Origin of the sequence: Pseudoalteromonas sp. McH1-7 (genome assembly GCF_013366255.1) — a bacterium.
Classification (GTDB): Bacteria; Pseudomonadota; Gammaproteobacteria; order Enterobacterales; family Alteromonadaceae; genus Pseudoalteromonas; species Pseudoalteromonas peptidolytica.
The window spans coordinates 23,449-49,525 of the sequence record NZ_JABWPQ010000014.1; the positions used below are offsets into that span (position 1 = coordinate 23,449).

Sequence of the window (26,077 nt, forward strand, 5' to 3'; positions counted from 1 at the left end):
TGCCTATGCTAAATTGGTCAAATATCGATACCGTGTTGTTAGATATGGATGGCACATTGCTGGACCTCCATTTTGATAATCATTTTTTTCTCGACGTTGTGCCTAAAGCACATGCCAAACGTCAAGGACTCACGTTAGAGGCTGCCAGAGCTGATATTCTTGCACGCTATGAAGCCGTGATGGGTCAAATTGAGTGGTATTGTCTAGATTATTGGCAAGAGCAGCTCCAACTCCCCATTATGGAACTCAAACGTGAAGTGCAACATTTAATATCCGTTCGTGATGATGTACCTGAATTCTTAGACGCACTAAGAAAAAGTGGCAAACAGCTTATTTTGTTAACCAACGCACACCCAAATAGTTTAAGTCTCAAGATTGAACGCACTCAATTTGATCAATACCTAGACAAGTTAGTGTCAACCCATGAGTACGGTGTAAGTAAAGAAAGTCAGGAGTTATGGCATCAAGTAGAGCAAGACTTAGGCTTTGATAAGTCTCGAACTTTATTTGTCGACGATAGCATTAGCGTGCTAAATGCCGCCAAAAAGTTTGGCATTGGCCACTTACTCGCGGTGGCCAATCCAGATAGTCAGCAACCAGCGCGAGAGGTCAAAGAATACCTCTCAGTCTCTGACTATCGCACTTTGCTACCTATCTATTAAGCAGGGTAACGGGCTTTTAAGCCATCATACACTTGTGTTTTAAAGTCTGGATGTGCGGTGTCTAGGCTTTTTACTACTTCAACTAAGTGCTCGTTATCTTCTTTGCCATTCCATACTTTAATATATGAACCATCTTTATAACCATGGTCTTGGCGGAAGAAGTTAAGGGTGTTTTTACCGACATATCCGCGGTATAGGTCATCAATAGACATCCCAATTTGCTGCATACAACCGGCAAACGCGTGCGCATCAAACTCACGCTTTGTTACTGCGGCACTTGCTAGTAGCTCAAGTGTCTCCTTGAAGTCTCCCGCCTTAATTGGCTTTGCCAGCTCTTGCTCTAGCTGCGATGCAAGTTGCTCAAATGCAGTTTCACCATCAATACGCAAAGACAAGCCAAAGTGAAAAATATCAACCAACTCTAAAATTACTTGTTCTGTATCTGGCGTTTGTTTCTTCCACCATTTCCAGCCGTAATGATCTAGCATTTCTGCACACTCAACCCAAATTGCACGGTACCATTCAAACCCTTGTTCAAACCACTGTTGGTGTACTTTGGTATTCATGGCATGTTGCATTTCTAGCATTACCACAAGCTTAGTGATGTTAGCAGACATTGTGCTCTCTCTTCATGGAAATCAATTACGGACGATATCATACCGTAGTGAAAGATTTTCGCCATAACTTAGGTCTTCTGAGTCGAATTCAATTGCAAACCTCAGGAACTTTTATGCGTCAACTTATTTTCTTTTTCATCTTGGCTTTTTCAGCTTTTCTTAGCGCTGCTGAGGTCACCAATATTGCAGCAGCCCCTGAAAAAGTCAGTCCACTTCTGCCTGGCATCAATGCTCCAGCACTGCACCTTAAAGATAAATCTGGCAACACGATAGATTTAGCAGCACGTTACAGGGAAAAAATCAGTGTACTTGTGGTCTATCGTGGCGGCTGGTGCCCATATTGCTCAAGACAGCTTGCAGGGATCCAGGAAATTGAGTCGCAGTTGGTCAAGATGGGCGCCCAAATCATTGCCATTTCCCCGGACTCACCTGAGGCGCTAGCAAAAAGCACCGTAGCGTCACCCCATTACCAACTGTTGTCTGATAATGAGATGCAGATGAGCCAAGCACTTGGGCTTGCTTATTTTTTAGACGACAATACTGCACTGGCATACCGTAATAAGCTTGGCGTAAATTTTGTCGATTTAGACGGCAAAGACAAAGTTGCTTTACCAGTGCCTGCGGTATTTGTAATTGATAAAAAAGGCTTAATTCAGTTCCAATATGCAAACCCTAATTACAAAGTACGATTGGACGAAAGCGTATTACTGGCCGCAGTAAAAGCCGCAAGCCAGCTCTAAACCTCTCAACCTCAGGTAACTATAAAAAATGGAGTCTAGGACTCCATTTTTTTAGCGATTCTCTAAACGGTTGTAATCAAATAACCCATATTCAACACCACGTGTTTGCTCGGCAATTTTGTGGATTAAGTCGCTATAGCGCCAAAATTCGGGGTGAGTTCTACGAATACCATATTGCGCTCGTAGCGCAAGGTAGTCAGGTTCACTCGTCATTTGACTAAATAATGATACAAAGTCCTCTTGCGCTGCTTTGTTTTCTAAGTACCAAATTGCTTCGGGGTAATCGCCAATAAAACCTGGGACTATTGTCGCCGTGTCTTCAGCATATGCTCTTTGGCCCTCTTCATTGAGTAAGCTTGAAATATTGAAGTGCGCATTGTGGTGTAATAATGAGAACGCTTGATGTGAACCGTCACTTTGCTTAGTAATGATAAACGAAACCTGAGGTAACAGATTAATTGCTTCCACGGGCATACTGTTTAGTGCTTGTAGAGGTTTTCCGACAACACGGTAGTCGTAATCCTTATTAAGAACAGGTTCGAGCACCGTATGCAATTGCTGATATAGTTCTTGCTTGGGGTCGTCAGTTTTGTATTTTATGCCCGTTGGCGCACCTATCAGAGACTTGCGGTTAATAAACTCGCTTAAACTCAAATGTGATTTGCGATACCAGTGACGCTTAATTTCTTGACGGTGGCTAAGCGGCAACAAGTTTAAAAAGTTTTGTTCCCCCTCTAGCCTTAAGAAGTCCATATATAAGCGAGTTATCAGCTGATGGCCAATGTTGCCATACACATCAAAACCCGCTACCAGCAAATAGTGAATGCGCTCAAACAGAGCATAATCGAGTACCCAAGTAGTTTTAGGTGGTTGACCGATAAATCCTTTCACAACTGTCGCACTGTCAAAATGACGGAAGATGGTTAGCGCAGCATTAGGGTTTTCTCCTTCACCGCGCCAGATTAAGTCCATATTGAGGCGCTGGCCATCAGCAAACATCGTTTCCGCAAGTGCTGTTTTGGCACGTAAATAGTCTTGTTGCTTACTTGCATATTTTGCCCAACTAGAAAGTGGCAACGCATTACTTTGCTCCGCCGCAGGCAAGACCAAATCCTCGTCGTGTTTTAACAGCAGTTGATTAACGGCTTCATTGCTGTTTTTTTCAGGGTCAACAAATGCCACCCAAAAGTGATCATTAATAACATTCAGTGCGATTTGACCACGGCAAACAGGCCCTTTGATAAACCCTTTAACAATAAGCTCAGCTTCATCTAGCATGAACTGATAACGGGATTTAACTGGAATGTCTTTGAATACTTTGAATGGGTTTGCTGCAAGCTCGGGTTCATAGCCAGGCAGTGATTGTACTTGATAATCAGCAGCATAAAACTGCTGGTGTAAACGAGCTAGCTTAGCGTCATCGAGCGCTAATGGCATGTGTGTTTTTGACAAAATGGTGCTGCGGACTTGCATCAAACGATAATAGACTCTATCTATTTTTGGATCATCAAACGGTCTCACTGCCTTCACTAACGCAATCGGTTGCCCAGGGGGAGTGCTGGAGCGCACCAATTGAAAAAATGAACCATCATCACTTTTTGGAAAATAGATGTGGGCAAGATACCAATGCTCAAAAATATAGCGTGCTGCTAAGCGATGCTTATTGGTATCTTGATTTAAAAATTGCTCCCATTTTGCCACTTCTTTTTGATCAACATCGCTTGGTTCGGCTATTTGCTGCATTTTGCTGCCATTTTTTAGCCACTGTTCAAGTGTTTTAAACTCATCATGGCTCAGAGCGGGCAGCCCGTAAGGCATACCGGCATGTGGCTGTTGCTTCGCCAGTGCAGAGAACTCATCCATGGTTGGACAGGATTGCTCCCTATCAAGAGAAAAGTCAAACTCTTTACCCAATATACCTTGCTTCGGGAAGGGGTGAGACATTTTGAGCAGCAAACTGTTGTAGAGCACACTACCTGCAAGGTTGCTATAGTCAGACTGTTGGCGCTCATTCAGTACTGCTGTGAAGCCTCGTTCACGCCATTGTGTTGTAGTTTGTGCATCAAATAACAAGCGTGTTGGCGTTTGTGCTAGCAGCCGTGTGCCATCGTATACAAGCTCCTTCGAAAGCCCTCTATCGATCCCTTCGGGGGAGGATAGCTTAAGCTGGCAAGGCGCATCATAACAACCATGACACACCACACAGCGGGACTCTAAAATAGGCTTCACCGTGTGCAAATAACGTGTACCGCTTTGATGGTGCTGCTCAATCCGTGCTTGCGGCTGCTCAGGGCCAAACATGTCGTCGTACTTGGAAACGCCGAGCGCCACACAACCCGATAACACAGTGAGCATCAGCGCACAAAACAATACACGTTTAGACATTTACTCGTCCTCGTCATCTAAGCCTAGGTCAAATGTAGGTAACATTTCCATCGGAGGAGAAACAAATAATGCCTCACCTTCGGTGCTCAATACAGCGCTAAGTACGGGACCTCGGTTAAGCAACAGTTGCAGTTGATGGCCTGCTTCTAGCAACGCGGTGACATTCGCACTGATATTAAGAAGCTCATAGTCATCAATATGCAAGCTGATATTTTCATCTTCTTTAGGGTTCTGACATAAGTGAGCAAGTAAGTTCTCACTCAAGATCACAGACACTTCGGCGTCTGGAACATTAACGTCACGATTTTCAATATTGTCATCTAACAAAAAAAGCGGTAGTGACAAGGGGGTATCTTGTTGTAATTCCATCAAAGGTTACCATCTGAGTATTTACTTTATATTAGCACAGCTAGATGGCTGATAGCTGAAAAAGAGCGCAACAAAGCGCCCCATTTACCAAGGTAAGGTTTCACCGTTAGAGTGCCAAAAGCCTCCACTATTTTCGATGTTCAAGTGTTCAATTCTTTTAATTAAACGCTCAGCGGCGACATCCGGGGTAATATCTCCAGCAAACCCAACCATTTGCGTTTGCACAAACCCCGGATGGAACAGTCCAACCGAAATTCCCTGATTTTTTAGTTCATGAGCCATGCTCACGCTCGCAGCATTGAGTGCCGCTTTTGACATACGATAACCAATATATCCACCAGAACCATTATCAGCAATGGAACCCATTCGGCTGGTTATCATCGCAACTTTACTGCCTGCACTGAAGTTCTTTAAGAGCGCATGAGTAACCCGAATTGGCCCCATCGCATTGACATGAAACTGTTGCTCAAGAGTTTTAAAATCCATATCTGCGAGCGTTTCATTGTGGAACACCCCAGCGTTGTTCACCAGCACATCCACTTGTTTTGTGCCCAGTGCCGCCAGCAGCTTTTTAACGCCATTTTCTGTAGCAACATCAATATTTTCAATCGTGTTGATCCCTAATGCTTCTAGCTCTTCTGAAGTATTACGAACAACAGCCGTTACCTCACAGCCTAACGCTTGATATTGCTTACAAAACTCTAATCCAATCCCACGATTTGCACCTGTCACCAAAACATGCAATGCCATATCCTTCTCCTCATTTTATTGCTCAAAGTATTACTATTGGTGTGAGTGTACCAAACTCAAGATCAATCGAGCCTGAATTTATAAGTCACGAAAAATCGATACAATAGTCATACTAGGGTGAAAAGTCAGATTTTATGCGCAAATATCATCCGTTGCAGACTCAAGCATAGAAAAAACCGCCCCTTGTGGATCTGTAATGACACAAAACCGCCCAACTTCAGGCACATCTGTTGGTGGCACACATATTTCACCACCTAGCTTTTGCGCGTGCGCTGCTTTACTGTCACAATCTAATACAGCAAGGTATACCATCCAATGTGGCGGAATATCCTCCCCCCACTCTGCAGTCATTTCTATCATCCCTGCAACCGGGTGGTCATCGACTTTAAATAGCGTATATTCCATCTCCCCCATATCTTTGGTTTCAACTTGCCAATCAAATAACGAAGTATAAAAATCGCGACTTTTCTGACTATTTTTACTCACCAGTTCAAACCAATAAGGGGTATTAGCTTCTAGCTGACGTTGTGTGCCGATATGCCCACCTTCTTGCCATAATGCAAAAATGGCACCCCCAGGCTCTTGCAACATTACCATGCGCCCAGCACCAGCTACATCATGGGGCCCTGCCAACACTTTTGCACCTAATTCCACAGCACGAGCCACACTGTTATCGACATGGGTTACTGCAACATAAGCAAGCCAATGACTCACTGCGCCGTTTTTCTGCTGCTCAGCTGTCATCTGATACATCGCAGCTATATCATCGGCGCCTTTTTGCAGCATAGTGTAATAACAATCTTCACCTATCGGCTGATCTAGAATCTGCCAATCGAATAACTGACTATAAAAGGGTTTTGCTGATTTCCAGTCACTTGAGCACAACTCAATCCAACAAAAGTAACCGGGTCTAAATTCGCTGACAACTGACATCACCATTTCTCCAATGAAACCTAGTCAAGTGAATATAGCAGTGTTCTGGTAATAATGAAGTGCTGCTAAGTCAGATAACCAAGGGTTATTCCTTTAATTGACCGTACTTGGGCGAGCGAGGGCCATACAGCAAACCATTTGTTGACCCTGCAGATAGCAAGCGCTGAGATGCCTCTTGTGATACTTCGAAGCCCATATCGAAGGTACTTTCAATCACTTGATTCAGCACTGCACCAATTAAAGCGCCTGCTAGACTGTTATCATTATCATCGCGATCTTCACTACTAGCAGCTTGAGCGTGTCCCTGCCAGATCACTTGACCAGTTTGTAGATCGACTAACTTTGCAGATAATGCAACCTTAGTGTCGCTATCGATCACAATATAAGAAGTTCCATAATCTTGAACTTCAATATACAAAGCAGCATCTGCAGAGAATATCTCGTGCAGCTTGCTAGGCGCTACATTATGAACGTCGTGTGCAATTGCAAGGCCATTACTTTTAAATGTCTCTTGCACTAACGATACTGGAAACACATAGTACCCCGAATCAGCCAGAGGCTGTATTACGGTTGCCATCACACTGTAAGGTGCAATAACTTCATTTGAGTTATTGATTGGCGGTAATACCAAGATGGATTTAGGATCACTTTGAATAAAAGCGCTATAGTCTTGACTTGGTGACGTTTTACAGCCATTTAGCAAAGTCAACGTAACGAATACCAACGCGCACCTGAACCATTTCATATTATTCTCCCTGTGCATTGACCATGAGAAAGTTAATATAGTGCTGAGACTCAGGAAACAGCTGCTTCTCTTGCTCAAAATAACTAAATCCCTTTGTTTGATCACCTTGAAGTAAATGTAAATATCCAAGGTGAGCATACATTCCCGGCGCAGGACTCAATTGGTTAGCTTCAGCACGTGCTATATCAGACTCTAATTCGGCGATTTGTTCATTCAGTGCCGCCATATCGCCACGAAAAAACGCGTAGACATTGCGCTCATAAGAGCCGTAATAATATTGCGGTGTTGTACTTTGACACCCTGACAATACCAATAGCAACACCACCAAAAATATCGTTTTTTTCATAATTTACCTGAATATTAGATTGCGCTAAATGGGTTTATAAAGGCTGCCAATCGCCCTGTTCAATACCATTTACTAAGTTGTTAACCGCTTCACGAATGGCCAAATCCAATACTTTACCGTTTAACGTTGAGTCATAACTGGCAGTACCACCAAACCCTATTACTTCACGATTAGATAAACTATATTCACCAGCGCCTTGTACCGAGTACACAACTTCCGAACTGTTAACATCAACAATATTCAAGTTGACTTTGGCGTACGCAACTTGCGATTTACCTTTACCCAAAATGCCGAATAATTGTTTATCACCAACTTCTTTTCTACCAAACTCAGATACATCACCAGTCACCACAAAATTAGCGCCTTTGATCTTTTGTTTTGCCCCTGAAAAGCCCGCTTCTTGAGAAATTTCACTCATATTTTCTCTATCTAGCACGACAAATCGATTACTTTGTTGCAGATGCGTAGTAAGAATCGTTTTAGCCTGAGAGCCAAGACGATCGGCGCCAGAATTAAAAACACCGTTGAGATAAGCGGAGCGGTTTTGTAACTTACCAACCGCTAACTGGCTCTTCGGGCCATTGTAAGCTTGGTTGTATGTTGCCACTTTTGGGCTCTCGAGTGTTCTTGATGCTTCCGTTGCGCAACCCGCAGTCAGTCCAATAAAAGTTAGCGCAAATACAGTCACGAGTTGTTTGTTCATTGTTTATCTCCTAATGAGGTTCAGGCCTTGTAAAAACAGCCCAGAATAATCTGTGCCTTGTTGCTAACTAATGTAATCAAACTTGATGCGCTTTGATGTTAATTTTTGTTTGTCAAAGGTGTACCTCACACTACATTTGGTGAAGTCGTAACAAGACATACTAAGTATAGCCTTGTGCCACCTGTTTGCCTTTTGCAGCAAAGCGCATTAAACCTAGCTAGGTTTATAGAAAATAGTTATTTATATACAAGGTGTTAAAGAAGAAAGAGGAGAGTGGTGCTTAGTGCCATTAGCGGCACTAAACAAAAAAGGTATGATATTGAAGCCAATTTACACTTTTCTACAAATCAACGTTGGCGCATAACCCCTTCTTGGATAGTAGAGGCCACAAGTTCACCTTGACGATTAAAAAACTGCCCTCTGACAAGACCACGGCCATTAGAAGCACTCGGACTATCCACACTATACAAAATCCACTCATCCATTCTAAATGGACGATGAAACCACATCGCATGATCAATGGTTGCAACCTGCATATTCGGCTGCATAAACGACAGCCCGTGTGGTTGCAATGCAGTTGGCAAAAACTCAAAGTCTGACGCATACGCCAATAAATAGTTATGTATTCGACGGTCGTCGGGCATCTCACCATTAGCTTTAAACCAGACGTTCCTAACCGGTGATTGCTTTTTAGGCTGAAAAGGATTTTGGAAGTTAACTGGGCGCATATCCAAGGGCATTTCTTGCGTAAATTTGGCGCGCAACGTTTCTGGAATTAAGTCTGTATGTTCCTGATAAAAATGAAGCGATGACTTTAAACTCTCCGGCTCTGGTACATCTGGCATTAAGGACTGATGAGACAAGCCTGGCTCATCCCCTTGAAATGACGCAGTCATGTAAAAAATCGGCTTGCCATACTGAATAGCGCTAACTCTGCGTGTGCTAAAACTGCGCCCATCACGAATATTCTCAACATCATAAACAATCGGCTTACTCGCATCTCCTGGACGTAAGAAGTACGAATGGAGTGAATTAACATACCGACCTTCAGGCAAGGTATATTTCGCCGCAGACAATGCCTGTCCCATCACTTGACCACCAAATACTTGCGGAAAGCCCAGATCTTGACTCTGCCCACGGTAGATGCCTTGCTCGATCTCCTCGAGGCTAAGAAGATCCAATAGGTTTTGTAATACTTGACTCATGCTGCGCTCCGAACGTCTAGTAGAACTGGCAATAGTAGATATAATGACGTAATACCTTGACCAATCCAAATACATTGCTCAAATGAGTATAATACATCATAACTCAACCTATTGGACTAACCCATATGGCTTATTGGCTGTTTAAAACTGAACCTGATGCTTTCTCAATTGATGATCTCAAAAATGCACCTGAACAGCGGACTTTTTGGGAAGGGATCCGCAACTATCAGGCTCGTAATTTTTTGCGTGATGAAGTGAAGATAGGCGATTTGGTGTTTATTTATCATTCCAGTTGCAAAGTACCCGCGGTAGTTGGTATTGCCCGAGTGATAAAGGCAGCAACTCCAGATCCTCATCAGTTTGATCTCAACAGTGACTACTACGACCCAAAGTCCTCTACAGATAACCCGCGCTGGGTCGGGGTCACTTTAGCTTATGAGAGGCATTTGCGCCCTGTCACACTTCAAGCCATCAAGGCAAATCCAGCATTAACGGAAATTGCGCTAAAAAAAGCAGGTCGGCTATCTGTCATGCCAGTTGTGGATGTTGAATGGCACGCCATATTAGCAATGTCAGGAGCGAGCTAACGCTTGCTCCTATTTTTATTCCACCCATGTTTAGGGACAATACTGATATAAAGCAGCAAGGCGACCCATGAAAACAATAATGTTCCGATTAGCCACCCATTTTTCTCATGACCTTTCGTGCGTTTACTTCCTGCAACCAAAGTGACAGGAAGCACACACAGCACCGAAGATTAACAGTGGGGTTTCGAACATAACCCTGGCCAATTCACCTCTGATGCCAATACACGCTGTGGCGCGATATAATGTAAAATATCACCTCCACTAATGCGATAATCCAAAGGCGGATTAAGGTCCATATTTAAGCCATTGAGATCATGCGCAACGCCCAATAAGGTCGCGTCATGATGCTGCTTGAAGTAACCAAAAATATCCTCAAAGGTTAAGCTGCCGACCTCAACGGGAATGGTCAAGCTAAATTGTGTGTCACCATGTAGTGTTGATAATAACTCTTCCTGTACTCTACTTGACCCAGGGTCTTGCATGGCACGCACCAAAATTTCAGCAGACATCGACGCTGAACATTCAACGTTGGAACAATGCTCTCTTAATAACAGTGCCTTACTGTCGTCTAAAAAATGGGCTGTGATATGTGCTTCTGGTTTTACAACTCGGCTCAGTTTTAAAGCAGTGGTAAAAGTTTGATTATCGTCGTCACCGTCAATAATGACTTTGTCGGCACGCTCAATATTAATACGGGTTAATTGCTCGTCATCAGTAAAACTTGTTAATCTGGCAAAAGCGACATCTGGATAACTTAATAATGGATGTTCCATCATGTCAGTAACTGCCAGTACTATCTTTCTTTCTTCCCGCTTGTTATCACCTAAAATGTAATCCACCATCTTTTTTGTCCTGACATCATGCCAACCAAAAATTACAATATGATTTTGCAAGTGTGCGAAATCTTTTTCCCCTGTCATGCCTCTTCTCACCCAAAACGTCACAAACTGTCCAGCTTTCCCTAACAACACACCAAATAGCGCTAGGCCAAATGGGATCTGTATTGTAGCCACAACCAAACGCCCAAAGTCTGTTGTTGCACTAAAGTCGCCATACCCAACCGTCGAGGTCGTCACGACGTAATAATAAAAAAATGTACTTAGTGGCAATAACGCCGTTTCATTACTGAGCCATAATAGCCCCCATGTCACCGACATGTGAATAAGCGTTGCCATAAACAGCAGCTGCCAACTGGCTTTATCGACATGAGCTCGCATCAAAACAACTAAGCGCTTAAAAAATATAGGCATATTACTTCCCTATCATATACATACTGCTACCATACTGTAGATTTTACCCAAAAAACAACACGACATATCGACTTCTTTGATATAGTCTTAGAAAAGGTTACAAGAAGTAATGAGGGGTTAACATGGCTGGTGTATTGGCCTCAGTAGATCAACGCACGCAACTGGTGGGTGAAAACCGCCTTGAACTACTATTGTTTCATCTTCATAGTCGCCATTTTTTTGCGCTTAACGTCTTTAAAGTAAAAGAAGTCGTTAAACTCCCTCACCTCAATAAGATGCCTAATGCCCATCCCAAAGTGTGCGGTGTAACCAATATCCGCGGAGAGTCGATCCCAGTTATTGATCTGCGCCAAGCTATCTGTATGCCGCCATGCGAACGAGATAAAGATTGCAATCTAGTCATCACCGAATATAACCGCTCGGTTCAGGCCTTTTTAGTTGGAAAAGTCGACCAAATAATTAACACCACTTGGTCAGACATTATGCCGACCCCCAAATCTGTTGGTCGTAACCACTACCTTACTGCATTGACTAAAATACAACGCAGTGGTGTAGAGCATATTGTTGAAATCATTGATGTAGAGAAAGTGTTAGCTGAAATTGTTGAGTACACCGTCGAGATCCCACAAGGTATTCTTGATAAAGCCATTATCAATGAATTTCATGGTCGCAAGATTTTACATGCGGATGACTCCCCTACCGCACGCAGACAAGTGGCCGATACATTAGCGCAGCTGGGAATCGAGATAATCCCAGCGACTGATGGCCAAGAGGCGCTGAATGTACTAAAACACTGGGCCGATGAAGGCATTGATGTACAAAACGAACTCTTAGCAGTTATCACCGACGCCGAGATGCCCGTTATGGACGGGTATCGCCTGACTTATGAGATCCGTAACGATAGTCGTCTAAAGGATCTTTACGTCATCCTTAATACCTCACTGAGCGGCAGTTTCAATAATGCTATGGTCGAAAAAGTTGGATGTAATGCCTTCTTGTCAAAATTTCAGCCCGACTTGTTAGTGACCGAAGTGCAGAGCCGCCTGAAAGACGTGTTAGAAAACAAATAAACACTGTATAAAAAAACAGTTTTATTTTTCTTATAAATCATAGCGTTGCTTTTCTAAGCCTTGCTTTACTTAGCGAGATGCTGGGATTTAACCCAGTGACTCGGTATACTTGCCATCATTTGAGCAAATAGGCAAAGCAATGGACGTATCAGAACTACTCGACGGCCTTAACGACAAACAGCGCGATGCAGTCGCAGCTCCTCTGCAAAACATGTTAGTGCTCGCGGGCGCGGGGTCAGGTAAAACACGAGTACTTGTTCACCGCATTGCTTGGCTTATGCAAGTTGAACATGCCTCGCCGTTTAGTATTTTCGCGGTAACTTTTACCAACAAGGCTGCCAAAGAAATGCGTGCGCGCGTCGAGGCAACGATAAGTGCTCCTGTTGGTGGTATGTGGATTGGTACCTTCCACGGCCTTGCTCACCGAATGTTACGCGCCCATCATCGTGAAGCAAAACTGCCTGAGTCGTTTCAAATCTTAGACAGCGATGATCAACAGCGGATGATCCGCCGCTTGCTCAAAGCTATGAATATCGATGAGAAAAAATGGCCACCTAAACAGTTAAGCTGGTATATCAGTGCTCGAAAAGATGAAGGGTTAAGGCCAAAAGATATTCAAGCATATGATGTCAATGAACAACTGATGTTAAAAGTTTACAGCGCTTATCAAGATGCTTGCGACAGAGCCGGCTTGGTTGATTTTGCTGAGATCTTACTCCGCTGTTATGAACTGTTACAGCAACAACCGACTTTATTGCGTCATTATCAACAGCGATTTCGCCACATGCTGGTAGACGAATTCCAAGATACCAACAGTATTCAATACTTATGGTTACGCCTGCTTGCTGGAAGCGAAAACAACATCATGATCGTAGGCGATGATGACCAAAGTATATATGGTTGGCGCGGTGCAAAAGTTGAAAACATCAAACGATTCCTAGATGACTTTAACGCACAGACCATTCGCCTTGAGCAAAATTACCGCTCTACCGCGACGATTCTAAAAGCATCAAATGCGCTAATTGAAAATAATTCAGAGCGTATGGGAAAAAGCCTATGGACGGACGGTAATCAAGGTGAACCCATTTCAATTTACGCGGCTTTCAATGAGCTTGATGAAGCAAGATTTGTCGTGGGTAAAATCAAGTCATGGCTGCAAGCTGGTAATGCGCTGAGCGACAGCGCGGTGCTGTATAGAAATAACGCACAATCACGGGTATTAGAAGAAGCACTACTGCAAGAAGGACTAAAGTACCGGATCTACGGTGGTATGCGCTTTTTCGAACGCCAAGAAATAAAAGATGCGCTTTCTTACTTACGCATTATCAGTAACCGTAACGATGATGCCGCCTTTGAGCGCGTTATTAATACTCCAGCACGGGGGATTGGTGATAAAACCCTAAGTCATATTCGCGACTGTGCACGTCATGAATCCTTGTCACTTTGGGATGCAGCAAAAGCAGTGCTGGCGCAAAAACATTTGGCAGGGCGAGCCGCCACCGCAGTCACTAAGTTTATCGACTTAATCGAACAACTAGACGACAAAATCACTGAACTGGAACTTGCGCAGCAAGCACAGACAGCGATTGAACAGTCAGGTTTGATGGCTATGTATCAAGCAGAAAAAGGCGAAAAAGGCCGCGCACGAGTAGAAAACTTGGAAGAACTCATCAGCGCCTGTGGTCAGTATGAACTGCCTATTGATGAAGACTTCACTTCACCGCTACAGGGCTTCTTAGCCTATACCTCATTAGAAGCTGGTGAAGGCCAAGCAGACGAGCACGAGGATGCAGTGCAAATGATGACGCTGCACTCAGCTAAAGGTCTAGAATTCCCCTTAGTATTTATGGTTGGTGTGGAGGAAGGCATGTTTCCATCACAGCAAAGTAATGAAGAGTCCGGTCGACTAGAAGAAGAGCGCCGCCTCTGCTACGTTGGTATGACACGCGCCATGGATAAGCTTTACATTAGCCATGCAGAAAGTCGGCGTTTATATGGTCAAGAAAAGCACCACAGCCCATCACGTTTCCTCCGAGAAATCCCTGAAGACTGTATGGAAGAGATCCGAATTAAAACGCAAATCTCTCGCCCTGCAAATACGGGGAGATTCAGCCCTTCAATCAGCCATGCAACTTTTGAAGAAAGTGGCTTCAACCTTGGACAACGTGTACTACATGCGAAGTTTGGTGCAGGCACCGTATTGAATTACGAAGGCGCAGGAGCGCAATCACGTATTCAAGTCAATTTTGATGACGTGGGTAGCAAGTGGTTAGTGACAGCCTATGCTAGATTACAAGCACTCTAACCTCCCAACCTTACTCAAACAGCTTGCTGATGCCCGCCATCGGCAGCTGTTGCTCGTCACTGGTCGCCAAGCTTGGTGTTATCAACAATCTGAACAACTGCTTACGCAATCAAGTGACTGTTTGGTGCTCAGTAATAACCAATTACTTAGCCAAGCAATATGGCCGGATCACTTACATCAAATACTTGGACAAGAGTTTGACCACCTAATTTACGATGGCTTTAGTGGGATTCTCCCCAACAAAATCGCAGCAGCTGCCGGTACCGTAAAAGCGGGCGGTTTGTTTGTACTACTACTTCCTGAGTTGAGCGAGCTGGAACACTGGATAGACTCCGCAATTCAACGCTGGAGTTCAGAGGGGTATGCGCCAACACACAGCTACTTTTTAAACCGATGGCAGCAACTATGGCAGCACCAACCAGCTTGGCAAATTAGCGAAAAACACGAAAGCTCGCTGCCCAAAAATTACCACCCATCGGGCCCGACGACGTGCGGTATCGAAGCGCAGCAACACGTATTATCCCGCATCACTAGTGCACTAATAAATAACCATACTCCTATCTTGCTCAGTGCCGATCGCGGACGCGGTAAGAGTGCGCTTTTAGGGTTACTAGCAGCAAAGCTGCCTGAACAACCATTTGTTATTTGCAGCCGTCATTTCCATGCTTTGCACAGTTGTTTTGCGATGCGTGCGAATACACTCAATCAGCCCGTCAAGCACAATAGCAAAACACTCGCCAATCTAAGTTATCTAGCACCAGATGCGTTACTACAGCAAGCGCCATCTCTGGATAGCAATACGATTTTGTTAATAGACGAAGCAGCCACACTGCCAGTGCCTTTTTTAATTCAAGTTGCGCAGCTTGGCTTTCGTTGTGTATTTTCGAGTACCTTAGTAGGTTATGAAGGAAATGGCCGGGGCTATACCTTAAGGTTTAAACGCCACCTTGCCACCCACTACCCAAAACATCTTGATTTCACTCTAACATCACCTATTCGTTATGCGTCCAATGATCCATTAGAGCAACAAATTCGGCGGTTATTCGCATTAGAGTGTAAAATCAAACCGCCCTCCTCCTCTTATCAGTACTCAATGCGCGCAATTACACAAGCCGAATTGGCTACGAATAACACATTGCTTGAACAGGTGTTTTCTTTGTTAGTATTGGCGCATTATCAAACCAGTGTTGATGATTTGAGACAACTGTTAGATGCACCAGATCTGTACCTGTACGGCGCTTTTTGCGATGATCAGTTGGTAGCAATTTGTCTCGCGGTATTAGAAGGCGGAATGCCTGACCCATTGGCGCAGGATATTATCAATGGTAAGCGCAGGCCAGCTGGGCACCTGATGTCACAACAGCTCGCCACCACCTACGGCGATCGCCACTTTGTTAGCGCTCATCATGCTCGCATTATCCGTATTGCAGTACACCCAGATATGCAGCGTCGCGGGATTGGCAGCCAACTATTAAGCGCTGTTGAGAACTCGTTGCCTAGGCATATCAGCGCAGTTGGTACCAGTTTTGGCCTCACCACCGAGTTGCTGACATTTTGGCATCAGCAAGGATACCAACCTTTAAAAATCGGTTTTAAACAAGATAAAGCCAGCGGTGAATATGCCTTGATTGCTCTAAAGCCCAGAAAAGAGCCAATATCGGCTTCTTATCAAGCGTTATTTAGGCAAGGGTTTGTCTACCAGTTACGTACGACTTATCAACACCTTGATACTAGTACCGTCACAGCGGTCTTGGCGACACTACAATCACAGCAAGTAAGTAGTGAGCAACTGAGCTACCTGCACTTTCTTTCACAAAGTACACCTAATGAACAACAAATATGCCCCTTTTTATGGCAACTTGTCACACTACAACCAATATTAGTTAAAAGCTTAACTAATATTTCCTCAGAATTAATTATTAGGCTAGTATTACAGCAGCATGCAACCCAAGTCGTACAGCAAATGCTAGGACTTTCTGGTAAAAAAGCATTAGTTATTAAATTAAGAGAGGCCTTACAGCAAGTATATGAATATTTCCGGCATTAAACTGCTGCTGTTGGCAGTCATGATTCTGAGCTCGAGCCTTCCGTTATCTGCCAAACAAGCGGTCAAAATGGGAATGTCGACGGCACTTTCAGGACCAGCCCAGGAGATTGGTCAGCAGTTAAAAGCCGGTGCAGAGTTACACTTGGATCACTATAATCAGCATAAACCGGCTGACGCGTTGCCTGTGACGCTCGAAGCCTTAGACGATGGTTATGAACCGCATAAAACCGTCATCAATGCACGCAAGCTTATTTATGAACACAAAGTAGATGCGTTATTTGGAGTAATGGGCACCCCCACCTCTTATGCAATTAAGCCCATACTAGAGCACTCCCACATCCCTTTATTAATGCCGTACACAGGCGCTGAGTTTTTACAAAACCCTACTACCTTCGATGTATTCAACCTACGCGCCAGCTACAATAAAGAAACCCAAGATATCATTCACTACTTTGTAGATGAGCTAAAATTCAAACGTATTGCTTTACTTATTCAAGCAGATGAATTTGGCTTAACGGTTGAAAAAGGCCTGACCAAAGCCTTGTCAGAACATGGCATGCGGCCTGTTGTTATTACACGCTTTAGGCGTAATAGTGACGATATAGATAAAGCACTGAAACGAGCTAAGCGCCATAAAATAGAGGCGTTTGCCATGGTTGGTACCTATCAGCCTTTAGCCAAGTTTATTAATCAAGCAAAATTTTCAGGGTTAGAAGCACACTATGCAACGGTTTCTTTTGCTTCTTCTAACGAGCTATTTGCCCGCCTCAAAGGACAGCCTAAGGTACTCGTCACCGAAGTTGTCCCTGATCCTGTGATTTGCAAAGCACAACTGTGTGATCACTTCCGACAGACCATCAATCAAACTAACCTGCCCTTAAATGAACAGGTGTTTGAAGGGTTTCTCAACGCCTATTTACTCACCAGCGCTATTCAAGCTTGTCAGTTGCCGCTGCAAAGTACCTGCCTACTGAATGCGTTACAAGATCAGTTAGAAAATAACCAACTTATTCGTGATGTATTTATGTTGCAACCTGGACAAAAGAAATTGCCAGTTTACCGCTCATTTTTCTAATAATGTTCTATCCTTAGGAGAGATTGACTATAGGCGAGGCTGACATGGATTTAATTAACTTTCGGGTCGGAAAAAAAACAATATCACTGCAAATCCTCGATATTTTATTAACTGAGCGTTACGAAGAAAACTTAACAGACTTACCTAACGACAACCCGAGCTTTCTTGGTGTTAAAGATTATATGGGAATACCCACTCCCATATTCGACTTAGGGATCATCCTCAACAAACGTTCTTCTTATGATACTAACCAAGAACTTGTAGACATGCTTAAAAAGCGAGAAGAAGACCATAAAGAATGGCTACACGCTCTAGAAGCAAGTATTTTTAATGATGCCCCTTTTTTAAAAGCGAAAGATCCAAAACAGTGCGCTTTTGGACAATGGTTTTATAGTTTTAAAACTGACAATGATGATCTCAAAGCGTTACTAAAACGCTTTGAGATCCCACATGAACAGTTACATGCGTTAGCCGATAAACTCCTCACCCTTTGTGCCAAAGGCAACAAGCAAGAAGCATTAGACATGTTAGCGCGAGAGAAAAGAACGACATTCAATAAACTCATGCGACTCTTTGAGTCTGCCCGCGACCAAATTATGCTAGATCATAAGCCTATTATTGTATTCACGACCCAGGATGGCCAAAGCCCCCATATTGGCTTGCTTGTCGACAAAGTCGAAGATAACGTGCACTGTGAAGAAAGCGATATCAAGTCACTTCATGAAATGACCAGTATTGGCTTCGAGATCGATGCACAAACGAAGAAATTAATGAAAGGATTAGTAAAAATGGGTGAACGCCACAGCGTGTTGATTGACCCTAGTGCTATTTTCCGACCAGAACATTTACAACATTATGAGCCAGAAGAAACCGAAGAGTACGGTTTGTTTTAACACTATACAGTTACACACAAAAACGCCGCTATTCGCGGCGTTTTGTACTTTATAATCTGAGCTCAGATTAGTGATTACTTAGCTTGGCGGCTAGCGCGTTTACGCTCGCTTTCAGTCAGTAATTTCTTACGAATACGGATGCTTTCAGGCGTTACTTCTACTAGCTCATCATCATCAATGAACTCAAGCGCTTGTTCTAGCGACATCACGATAGGTGGCACAAGGTTTTGTGCTTCGTCAGTACCTGCTGCACGTACGTTAGTTAACTGCTTACCTTTAAGTGCATTTACCGTTAGGTCGTTGTCACGGCTATGAATACCGATAATCATACCTTCGTAAACCTCAACACCGTGACCGATAAATAGACGACCACGTTCTTGTAGGTTAAATAGTGCGTTTGTTAGCGCTTTACCTGGTGCATTCGCGATTAGTACACCATTCTTGCGCTGACCAATGTTACCGCCTTTGTGTGGACCGTAATGCGAGAACGTGTGGTACATCAAACCAGAACCAGACGTTAACGTCATAAATTCTGTTTGGAAACCAATTAGACCACGTGCAGGCATCATGAAGTCCATACGCACACGACCTTTGCCATCTGGAGACATGTCAGTCATTTCTGCTTTACGAAGACCAAGCTGCTCCATGATAGAACCTTGGTGCTCTTCTTGACAGTCAATGGTTACTGTTTCGTACGGCTCTTCTAGCTGACCATCAACTTCACGTAGGATTACTTCTGGACGAGATACTGCAATCTCGTAGCCTTCACGACGCATATTCTCAATAAGAATACCCAAGTGAAGTTCACCACGACCAGATACACGGAAGCTATCTGGGTTATCGGTTTCTTCAACACGTAGTGCAACGTTGTGCACAAGCTCAGCTTCTAGACGCTCAAGGATATTACGCGAGGTGACGTATTTACCTTCTTGGCCTGAGAATGGAGACGTGTTTACAGAGAAAGTCATTGTTACTGTTGGTTCATCAACAGATAACGGAGGCAATGCTTCAACATTGTTCTGGCAACAGATAGTGTCAGAAATTTTCAGTTCGCCAAGACCTGTGATTGCGATGATATCACCTGCAGTTGCTTGCTCAACCTCATGACGGTCAAGACCTAAGTAACCAAGTACTTGACCTACTTTACCGTTACGTGTTTTACCATCAGCACCGACGATAGTCACCTGTTGGTTAGGCTTAACTGAACCACGCTTGATGCGGCCAACACCGATAACACCTACGTATGAGTTGTAATCAAGCTGAGAAATTTGCATCTGGAACGGACCTTCAGGATCCGCGTTAGGCGCTTCAACTTCATCTACGATAGCTTGGAACATTGGTTCCATGTTGTCAGACGGCTCATCTAGATCAAGTGTTGCCCAGCCGTTGATTGCTGATGCGTAAATCACTTTAAAGTCTAGCTGTTCGTCAGTTGCACCTAAGTTGTCGAATAGGTCAAAAACTTGGTCCATTACCCAATCAGGACGAGCGCCCGGCTTGTCAATTTTGTTGATTACAACAATAGGCTTAAGACCCTGAGCAAACGCCTTTTGTGTTACGAAACGCGTTTGTGGCATCGGACCTTCTTGTGCATCAACTAGTAGTAATACTGAGTCAGCCATCGAAAGAACACGTTCTACTTCACCACCGAAGTCGGCGTGTCCCGGAGTATCTACGATATTGATACGGTAGTCGTTCCACTTGATTGCGGTATTTTTTGCAAGGATGGTGATACCACGTTCTCTTTCAAGATCGTTTGAGTCCATCACTCGCTCTTCATTACCACCGCGCTGCTGTAGTGTACCTGATTGCTCAAGTAGCTTGTCTACAAGCGTTGTTTTACCGTGGTCTACGTGCGCGATAATCGCGATATTTCTTAACTTTTCGATGCTCATATTATTACTCAGTGAAGTTGGCCCTCAGTGATCCTAGTCGATCTACGCAAAAATGCGCGTTGAGATTGCCCGATTGAGAATTAAAGGTCGCGTATTATCTACTATTAATGTGACAGATGAAAGTTTATCCAACATTTTTTTCAATAATCTAGCATGAATTTCTCTGGTAAAGAGGGCAGTAAAACGCGACTAGGTCGAGTCCGATTACAATACTTTGCTCGTCCGATTCTGGACTTAGCCCTTGCAAAAATACAATAAAGCCTATTAATATCATGACAATAGCGTTTGGCACATACGTTGCTAAAGTACCAATCAAGGTGAAATATTAATAATAAACCATCGTGACACCTCACTGTACTTGGAGCAAATATGGTAACACATTCAATAAACATGGCTTGGCAACGGCTCAAACGTCATATCAGTTATACAGTCACTATTATTCTGACACTTGGGCTCGCACTAGGTGCTTTGGTGTCGACATACAACCTCAATTATCAATTACTCGCAGCACCACTCCCTTATCCAGATGCGGAGCGGTTGATGTTGTTACGCGGCGCGCTAGTCGATGACAATAATGAAATAAAACAAAGCAACTTTATTCCACACGCTGGAAGCTTAACGTCTTATGAGAAACAACCCCAATTCCCCGAGATTGAAAACATAGCACTACAAAACATTAGTATTGATGTGGAGCAAAGCTTACCAAGTAGTCCTACATTTAATATCGGTGCCATCACCCCTGAGTACATGCAGTTACTTGATGCACCGATGGCACTCGGTCGCTACTTTTCCAGCGATGAAGGTCTAGGTAGTCAGCAGCCGGTTGCAATGATTTCATATTCTGTGTGGCAACAATATTTCGCTGGTAACCCTGATGTTTTAGAAAAAACGGTGGTTTTTAAAGGCGTCAGTTTCAGAATTATTGGTGTAACGGCCTCACAATTTGACGAACCAGTGCTTTCAACACCAAATTGGCATACTGATGTTTGGCTAACCTATGACTACAACGATTCACCGGCTCCTCAGTGGCAACGTAACAACATTCAAACCTACCAGATCCTAAAATTACATAAGTCAGCAGACTCTCAAACAGCACAGCTGTCTCTGGAAAACTGGTTTAATGAGCAGCTACATCAGCAAACCAGAGGTATGCAAGATTTCGCAAATAGTAGAGTCAAACTGGAATTGATCCCGTTCAAAACTCGTATTGTTGGCGATGCCTCACAGGTCAGCTTGATGATGTTACTTGGCAGCATTGTATTGTTGTTAATTGCACTAAGTAATATCTGTAACTTAGTACTATCGCGAGCTGTAGAGCAACAAAGAAACTTTGCTGTTCAAGCTGCTTTAGGTGCAAGACCAAGCCACTTGTTTCATCACATAGTAACAGAGTTAGGGCTCTTGTTTACCTGCGCGGCCGCGATTTCCCTTGTAGTCGCAACCGCTATTATCTGGTTACTAAAATCTGGCATGGCGGGGCCTCTTGCGCGTTTGCAAACACTACAACTTGAACTGCATACCGTGGTATTTGCTTTAATTACTAGTGTTGCCTTGTGTTTGATGCTCGCTTGGATTGTCAGCCGTCAGCTTAATTATCAGAACATTATTCGCCAATTACAAAGCAGTGGTAAAGGGACTGGTGTACAAATCTCTGCTACCACCCGTAACTTACTCATCTCTTTTCAACTGCTTATTTGCCTCTCTTTGCTTACCGTTTGCCTTGGTGTATTTCAAACAAGCTGGCAGCATTTACAGCGTGAAACGGGCATAAAAGAACAAAATACCTACCAAGTGGCACTGAATCTTGGCACATTACTGCAACAAATGACGCTTGAGGAACGCCGGCAGCTATTACTCTCAGCATTAGACTCCCTGCGGGCATTACCACAAGTCGAGCATGCAGGGATCGGCGGCTACCCTCCCATTTCTTATTGGGTTCCTGGCTTTTCTAGTCGTCAGATGCAATTTGAGCCAGGGATCAAGAAAAACTCATTTGAATTTCAAAGCACGGCTGGTACGGCATCTTACTTTAACGCTTTCGGAACCAAGCTCATTGATGGTAGAGCCTTCACGATGGAAGAAGCCATTAACAACGAGTCCGTCGTTATTATCAATCAGTATCTGGCAAGGCAGCTTAGAGAAAGAGGACAAGTGCTCGGTGCCAAATTATATTCCCGTAACAGTCAAAACAGTGTTGAAGTTATTGGCGTAGTCGATGATATTTATCTACCTAATCAGCCAAATATTGCTAGAATTTTTATTCCCGCAATACCAACTGGCTACCCTTTTATCATGATTGAAACTAAGGCCAATACAGGTATCAGCAAAGCAGAAATAAACCAGCTTTTGGTCGATATTCACCCACAGATGCGAGTCTATAATTTTCAGTCGACAACAACACTACTTGCAACACATTTACAGCGAGATCGTGTCGCTAGTATCTTTACATTGGTATTGTCTGTCATTGCCTTAGTCCTAGCTGCAATCGGGATCTATGGTGTCTGCAAATATAACATTGCATTACGCCGTTTCGAGCTGGGGGTGAGAATGTCCATAGGCGCAACACCGATAACCGTATTGATTCTAATATTAAAGGATAACTTGCGACCCCTACTTATCGCGGTTTGTGCATCTGCATGTATTTTATTGAGTATTTCAGCACTTCAGGATACGCTTGTACCTAATACAGCCAGTAGTATTGTGCACTGGCTAGTATCGTTGGCGGCTGTGATAACTTTAGTTACTGGTGTGACCCTAGCCTCTGCCAGAGACATTATTGCCCGCCCAGCACTGCACGCACTGCGCGGAGAATAATAACATTTTTTACCATCAAGGAAGTTTACTGTGAGTGCCAAGCCACTAATATTACTAGTCGAAGACAACAGAGAAGTCCGATTAGCAGCAAGATTTGTACTGGAAGATTTAGGCTTAGCTGTAGAAGAAGTCGAAAATCCGGTTCAGGCACTCACTTTCCTCGAACAACGCCAGCCTAGTCTGATTTTGCTCGATATGAACTTTGAGCTAGATTCCACCTCTGGACAAGAAGGGCTTAGGTTTTTACGTCAACAACAGCAGCTGGGCAACACCATCCCCGTGGTCGCAATGACGGCATGGTCACATACCGAGTTAGTTGTACAAGCAATGCAGCTTGGTGCTGCGGACTTCCTAGAAAAACCATGGAAAAACCAACGTTTCGAGCAAGTCATTCGCCACCAACTCCAACTCAGTGAACTGAGTAATAAAAATCAGGCATTACAACATGCGCTGGCTGGAGAGAAAAGCACCGTGCTTTGGCAGAGCAATGCGATGCAGCAACTGATGGAGCAGCTGGAGATCATGGCACCAACCGATGCAAATATTCTCCTTACTGGAGAAAACGGTGTTGGCAAAAGCCTGATAGCGCAGTGGATCCACCAGCACTCAACGCGAGCGATGCAACCATTTATCTCGGTAAATATGGCTACCATTCCCGATCAGCTGTTTGAAAGTGAACTATTCGGTCATACCAAAGGCGCGTTTACCGATGCTAAATCTGATCGTGCCGGACGATTTAAACTGGCTAACCTCGGCACCTTATTCTTAGATGAAATTGGCACACTTCCCATTAATCAGCAGAGTAAACTACTTCGCGTCCTTGAATCTCGAGAATATGAAGCTGTGGGTTCAAGTAAAACCGAAATAGCCGATGTCAGACTAATCAGTGCGACTAATGCCAAATTGGAGCAACAAATCGCCAAAGCAGAGTTTCGTCAAGATTTGTTTTACCGCATCAACACCTTTACTATCGAGATCCCGCCTTTACGCTCACGCCCAGAAGACATTGAGTTACTCGCTCGACATTTTATCAAATCACATGGTAACCGATATGGAAAAAGTGAATGCTCACTTACACCCATGGCGATAGCGCAACTAAAACAGTATGATTGGCCAGGTAATACTAGGGAATTGAGTCATTTATTAGAGCGTGCCGTTTTATTGAGCCGCACAGGAGAGATCAGCACTGAACAACTACAACTAAGTGCATCATCTTCCTTATCGCTAAGCAGCAGTGCAACCGCCCCCTTGCCTCTTATTACGTTGGAGCAAGCTGAGCAGCAATTAATCACACAAGCGCTAGCAAATACCTCTGGAAACAAGCAGCAAGCCGCTGAGTTATTGGGTATTACTAAGCAAGCGCTCTACCGTCGTCTTGAAAAGTATGGCCATAATTAAAGAACCTCTAGCGGGCTACTTTATTGTTAAGTTTATATTGTTGGTAGCCGTTGAAGTTTTCGGGGTTGCTGCACTCAGTTGGCACTTAGACATAAACTTGCCGACGGCTTTGTCTACATCAACCGCGCTAATTATCACCAGCTTTTTGATTATGCAGGGTCTACTATTCAGACAACTCTACATGCGCTGCAAACACTCATTTGAGCGATGTAGCTACCAAGCAGAGGCATGGCTAAAGCGCGACTTTAGCCTCAGAGCTAAACCTACATTCTCAACAGGGGTGGTTGCGCATCTGCACCAGCAACTAAATGGTGTTTCTGAAATGCTTCAAAGTGAAAAAACAGATGAAGATGTACAGTCCTTTTTAGTTGCAGAGTTAATCAGCGTGTTAAACACTCCCATCTTTATTTTCGACCAACGTATGCAACTATGCTTTGGTAATGACGAATGCGTAGAACTTTTCCAAAAACCGTGGCAAACACTAAGATACAGTCCACCAGAAGCAATCGGGCTAACACCTGAACCTAATTGGCATTTCATCGACCCTGAGCGGAATAAGCGATGGCAAGTGAGACACAGTACGTTTACCCGACAAAATTCCTCTTACCATCTCGTTGCTTGCATTGATATTCATCAAGCGCTGCGCGATCAAGAGTTACAAGCTTGGCAGCGATTAATACGTGTCATTAGTCATGAAATACGCAACTCCCTTACTCCTGTCTCAGCGATACTTGAGCGTTTACAGACTCGAGCCAAAGACCCCAGAGATAATGAGGCATTTAATATCGTACTTGAACGATGTTTTCACTTGCAGGATTTCATCCACAAATACAGCCAATTAAATCAACCAATCAAAGTCGACCTTCGGCGAATATCAGGCTTAGAGCTGAGTCAGTCGATTCAAAGCTTTTTCCCAGAGGTGCAATGGCAAGTTGAGTTATCGCCAGCCTATTTTCATGTTGATCCAACGCTTATCAATCAAGTTTTAATAAATATTGTAAAAAATGCGATAGAGGCAAGCTCTGCTCACGCCACCATTACACTGAAAATATATACCAAAGATAATATGGCGTATTTTGAAGTCATTGATGAAGGAAACGGGGTGGCAAACAGCGATAACCTCTTTGTGCCTTTTTACTCAACAAAACAAGCAGGAGAAGGGATAGGTTTGTATATCAGTCGCTACTTTGTTGAGCAAATGTCGGGCACGATCAACCTAACCAACCGACAAGATAAAACGGGAGCTATTTGCCAGCTGAGCTTTCCTGTTTTGATAAATTAATGCTTA

General features: G+C 43.8%; 22 protein-coding genes. 11 read left to right on the forward strand and 11 right to left on the reverse strand.

The features are described from left to right. The first annotated feature begins 5 nt into the window (after positions 1-5). The gene (yrfG, locus tag HUZ36_RS11420) at positions 6-662 is read left to right on the forward strand and encodes a GMP/IMP nucleotidase (protein WP_176032944.1); all 657 of its coding nucleotides are present in this window, start codon (positions 6-8) and stop codon (positions 660-662) included. On the opposite strand, the gene HUZ36_RS11425 is transcribed toward yrfG, so the two are convergent. Beyond that, entirely contained in the window at positions 659-1,279 is a 621-nt protein-coding gene (locus HUZ36_RS11425) for a dUTP diphosphatase (protein ID WP_125251375.1), read from the reverse strand. The two genes, yrfG and HUZ36_RS11425, sit on opposite strands and share 4 nt — an antisense overlap. A 113-nt stretch (positions 1,280-1,392) precedes the next feature. Here HUZ36_RS11425 and HUZ36_RS11430 point away from each other — a divergent pair, with 113 nt between their 5' ends. Then, positions 1,393-2,019 carry a peroxiredoxin-like family protein gene (locus HUZ36_RS11430; RefSeq protein WP_176032902.1) on the forward strand — a complete coding sequence of 209 codons (627 nt, stop codon included), beginning with the start codon at positions 1,393-1,395 and terminating at the stop codon, positions 2,017-2,019. 51 nt (positions 2,020-2,070) lie between these two features. Here the strand turns inward: HUZ36_RS11430 and HUZ36_RS11435 are convergent, their stop codons facing one another. From HUZ36_RS11435 to tesB, 8 genes are all read right to left on the reverse strand, one after another. Then, entirely contained in the window at positions 2,071-4,404 is a 2,334-nt protein-coding gene (locus tag HUZ36_RS11435; RefSeq protein ID WP_176032903.1) for a fatty acid cis/trans isomerase, read from the reverse strand. Beyond that, positions 4,405-4,773: a hypothetical protein gene (locus HUZ36_RS11440; RefSeq protein WP_125251372.1), complete on the reverse strand. Its 369-nt coding sequence runs from the start codon at positions 4,771-4,773 to the stop codon at positions 4,405-4,407. Positions 4,774-4,857: 84 nt separating this feature from the next. Then, positions 4,858-5,523 carry an SDR family oxidoreductase gene (locus HUZ36_RS11445; RefSeq protein ID WP_176032904.1) on the reverse strand — a complete coding sequence of 222 codons (666 nt, stop codon included), beginning with the start codon at positions 5,521-5,523 and terminating at the stop codon, positions 4,858-4,860. Between the two features lie 132 nt (positions 5,524-5,655). Then, complete coding sequence (locus tag HUZ36_RS11450) at positions 5,656-6,456, reverse strand: VOC family protein (protein ID WP_125251370.1); 801 nt, start codon at positions 6,454-6,456, stop codon at positions 5,656-5,658. A gap of 85 nt (positions 6,457-6,541) precedes the next feature. Further along, entirely contained in the window at positions 6,542-7,201 is a 660-nt protein-coding gene (locus HUZ36_RS11455) for a DUF799 domain-containing protein (RefSeq protein WP_176032905.1), read from the reverse strand. A 1-nt stretch (position 7,202) separates the two neighbouring features. Continuing rightward, positions 7,203-7,547, reverse strand: coding sequence for a DUF4810 domain-containing protein (locus HUZ36_RS11460; RefSeq protein ID WP_147390096.1), 345 nt, complete (start codon positions 7,545-7,547; stop codon positions 7,203-7,205). A 34-nt stretch (positions 7,548-7,581) separates the two neighbouring features. Further along, a complete protein-coding gene (locus tag HUZ36_RS11465; protein WP_125251367.1) occupies positions 7,582-8,250 on the reverse strand; it encodes a CsgG/HfaB family protein in 669 nt (222 codons plus the stop codon). A 347-nt stretch (positions 8,251-8,597) separates the two neighbouring features. Continuing rightward, the gene (gene tesB, locus HUZ36_RS11470; RefSeq protein WP_128731758.1) at positions 8,598-9,455 is read right to left on the reverse strand and encodes an acyl-CoA thioesterase II; all 858 of its coding nucleotides are present in this window, start codon (positions 9,453-9,455) and stop codon (positions 8,598-8,600) included. 125 nt (positions 9,456-9,580) lie between these two features. On the opposite strand from tesB, the gene HUZ36_RS11475 reads away from it, so the two are divergent. Further along, entirely contained in the window at positions 9,581-10,042 is a 462-nt protein-coding gene (locus HUZ36_RS11475; RefSeq protein ID WP_176032906.1) for an EVE domain-containing protein, read from the forward strand. 170 nt (positions 10,043-10,212) lie between these two features. Here HUZ36_RS11475 and HUZ36_RS11480 read toward each other — a convergent pair whose 3' ends face one another. Next, complete coding sequence (locus HUZ36_RS11480) at positions 10,213-11,292, reverse strand: potassium channel protein (RefSeq protein WP_176032907.1); 1,080 nt, start codon at positions 11,290-11,292, stop codon at positions 10,213-10,215. A gap of 122 nt (positions 11,293-11,414) precedes the next feature. Here HUZ36_RS11480 and HUZ36_RS11485 point away from each other — a divergent pair, with 122 nt between their 5' ends. From HUZ36_RS11485 to HUZ36_RS11505, 5 genes are all read left to right on the forward strand, one after another. Further along, entirely contained in the window at positions 11,415-12,362 is a 948-nt protein-coding gene (locus tag HUZ36_RS11485) for a chemotaxis protein CheV (protein WP_176032908.1), read from the forward strand. 139 nt (positions 12,363-12,501) lie between these two features. Next, positions 12,502-14,667 (forward strand): DNA helicase II, encoded by a 2,166-nt coding sequence (gene uvrD, locus HUZ36_RS11490; protein ID WP_176032909.1) that lies wholly within the window; start codon positions 12,502-12,504, stop codon positions 14,665-14,667. Beyond that, positions 14,645-16,714 (forward strand): GNAT family N-acetyltransferase, encoded by a 2,070-nt coding sequence (locus HUZ36_RS11495; RefSeq protein ID WP_176032910.1) that lies wholly within the window; start codon positions 14,645-14,647, stop codon positions 16,712-16,714. Before uvrD ends, HUZ36_RS11495 begins: the two co-directional genes overlap by 23 nt. Then, positions 16,695-17,789 carry an ABC transporter substrate-binding protein gene (locus tag HUZ36_RS11500; RefSeq protein WP_176032911.1) on the forward strand — a complete coding sequence of 365 codons (1,095 nt, stop codon included), beginning with the start codon at positions 16,695-16,697 and terminating at the stop codon, positions 17,787-17,789. Before HUZ36_RS11495 ends, HUZ36_RS11500 begins: the two co-directional genes overlap by 20 nt. 44 nt (positions 17,790-17,833) lie before the next feature. Beyond that, positions 17,834-18,682: a CZB domain-containing protein gene (locus HUZ36_RS11505; RefSeq protein ID WP_125251359.1), complete on the forward strand. Its 849-nt coding sequence runs from the start codon at positions 17,834-17,836 to the stop codon at positions 18,680-18,682. Positions 18,683-18,756: 74 nt separating this feature from the next. Here the strand turns inward: HUZ36_RS11505 and typA are convergent, their stop codons facing one another. Beyond that, positions 18,757-20,577, reverse strand: a complete 1,821-nt coding sequence (gene typA / locus HUZ36_RS11510; protein WP_125251358.1) for a translational GTPase TypA — start codon at positions 20,575-20,577, stop codon at positions 18,757-18,759. Between the two features lie 369 nt (positions 20,578-20,946). Here typA and HUZ36_RS11515 point away from each other — a divergent pair, with 369 nt between their 5' ends. From HUZ36_RS11515 to HUZ36_RS11525, 3 genes are read left to right on the forward strand one after another with little or no spacing between them, the layout of a single operon-like run. Beyond that, entirely contained in the window at positions 20,947-23,391 is a 2,445-nt protein-coding gene (locus tag HUZ36_RS11515) for an ABC transporter permease (protein WP_176032912.1), read from the forward strand. A gap of 30 nt (positions 23,392-23,421) precedes the next feature. Further along, entirely contained in the window at positions 23,422-24,789 is a 1,368-nt protein-coding gene (locus HUZ36_RS11520) for a sigma-54-dependent transcriptional regulator (protein WP_176032913.1), read from the forward strand. Next, positions 24,776-26,071 (forward strand): sensor histidine kinase, encoded by a 1,296-nt coding sequence (locus tag HUZ36_RS11525; protein WP_147390088.1) that lies wholly within the window; start codon positions 24,776-24,778, stop codon positions 26,069-26,071. The genes HUZ36_RS11520 and HUZ36_RS11525 overlap by 14 nt, the downstream gene beginning before the upstream one ends. The last annotated feature ends 6 nt before the right edge of the window (positions 26,072-26,077 follow it).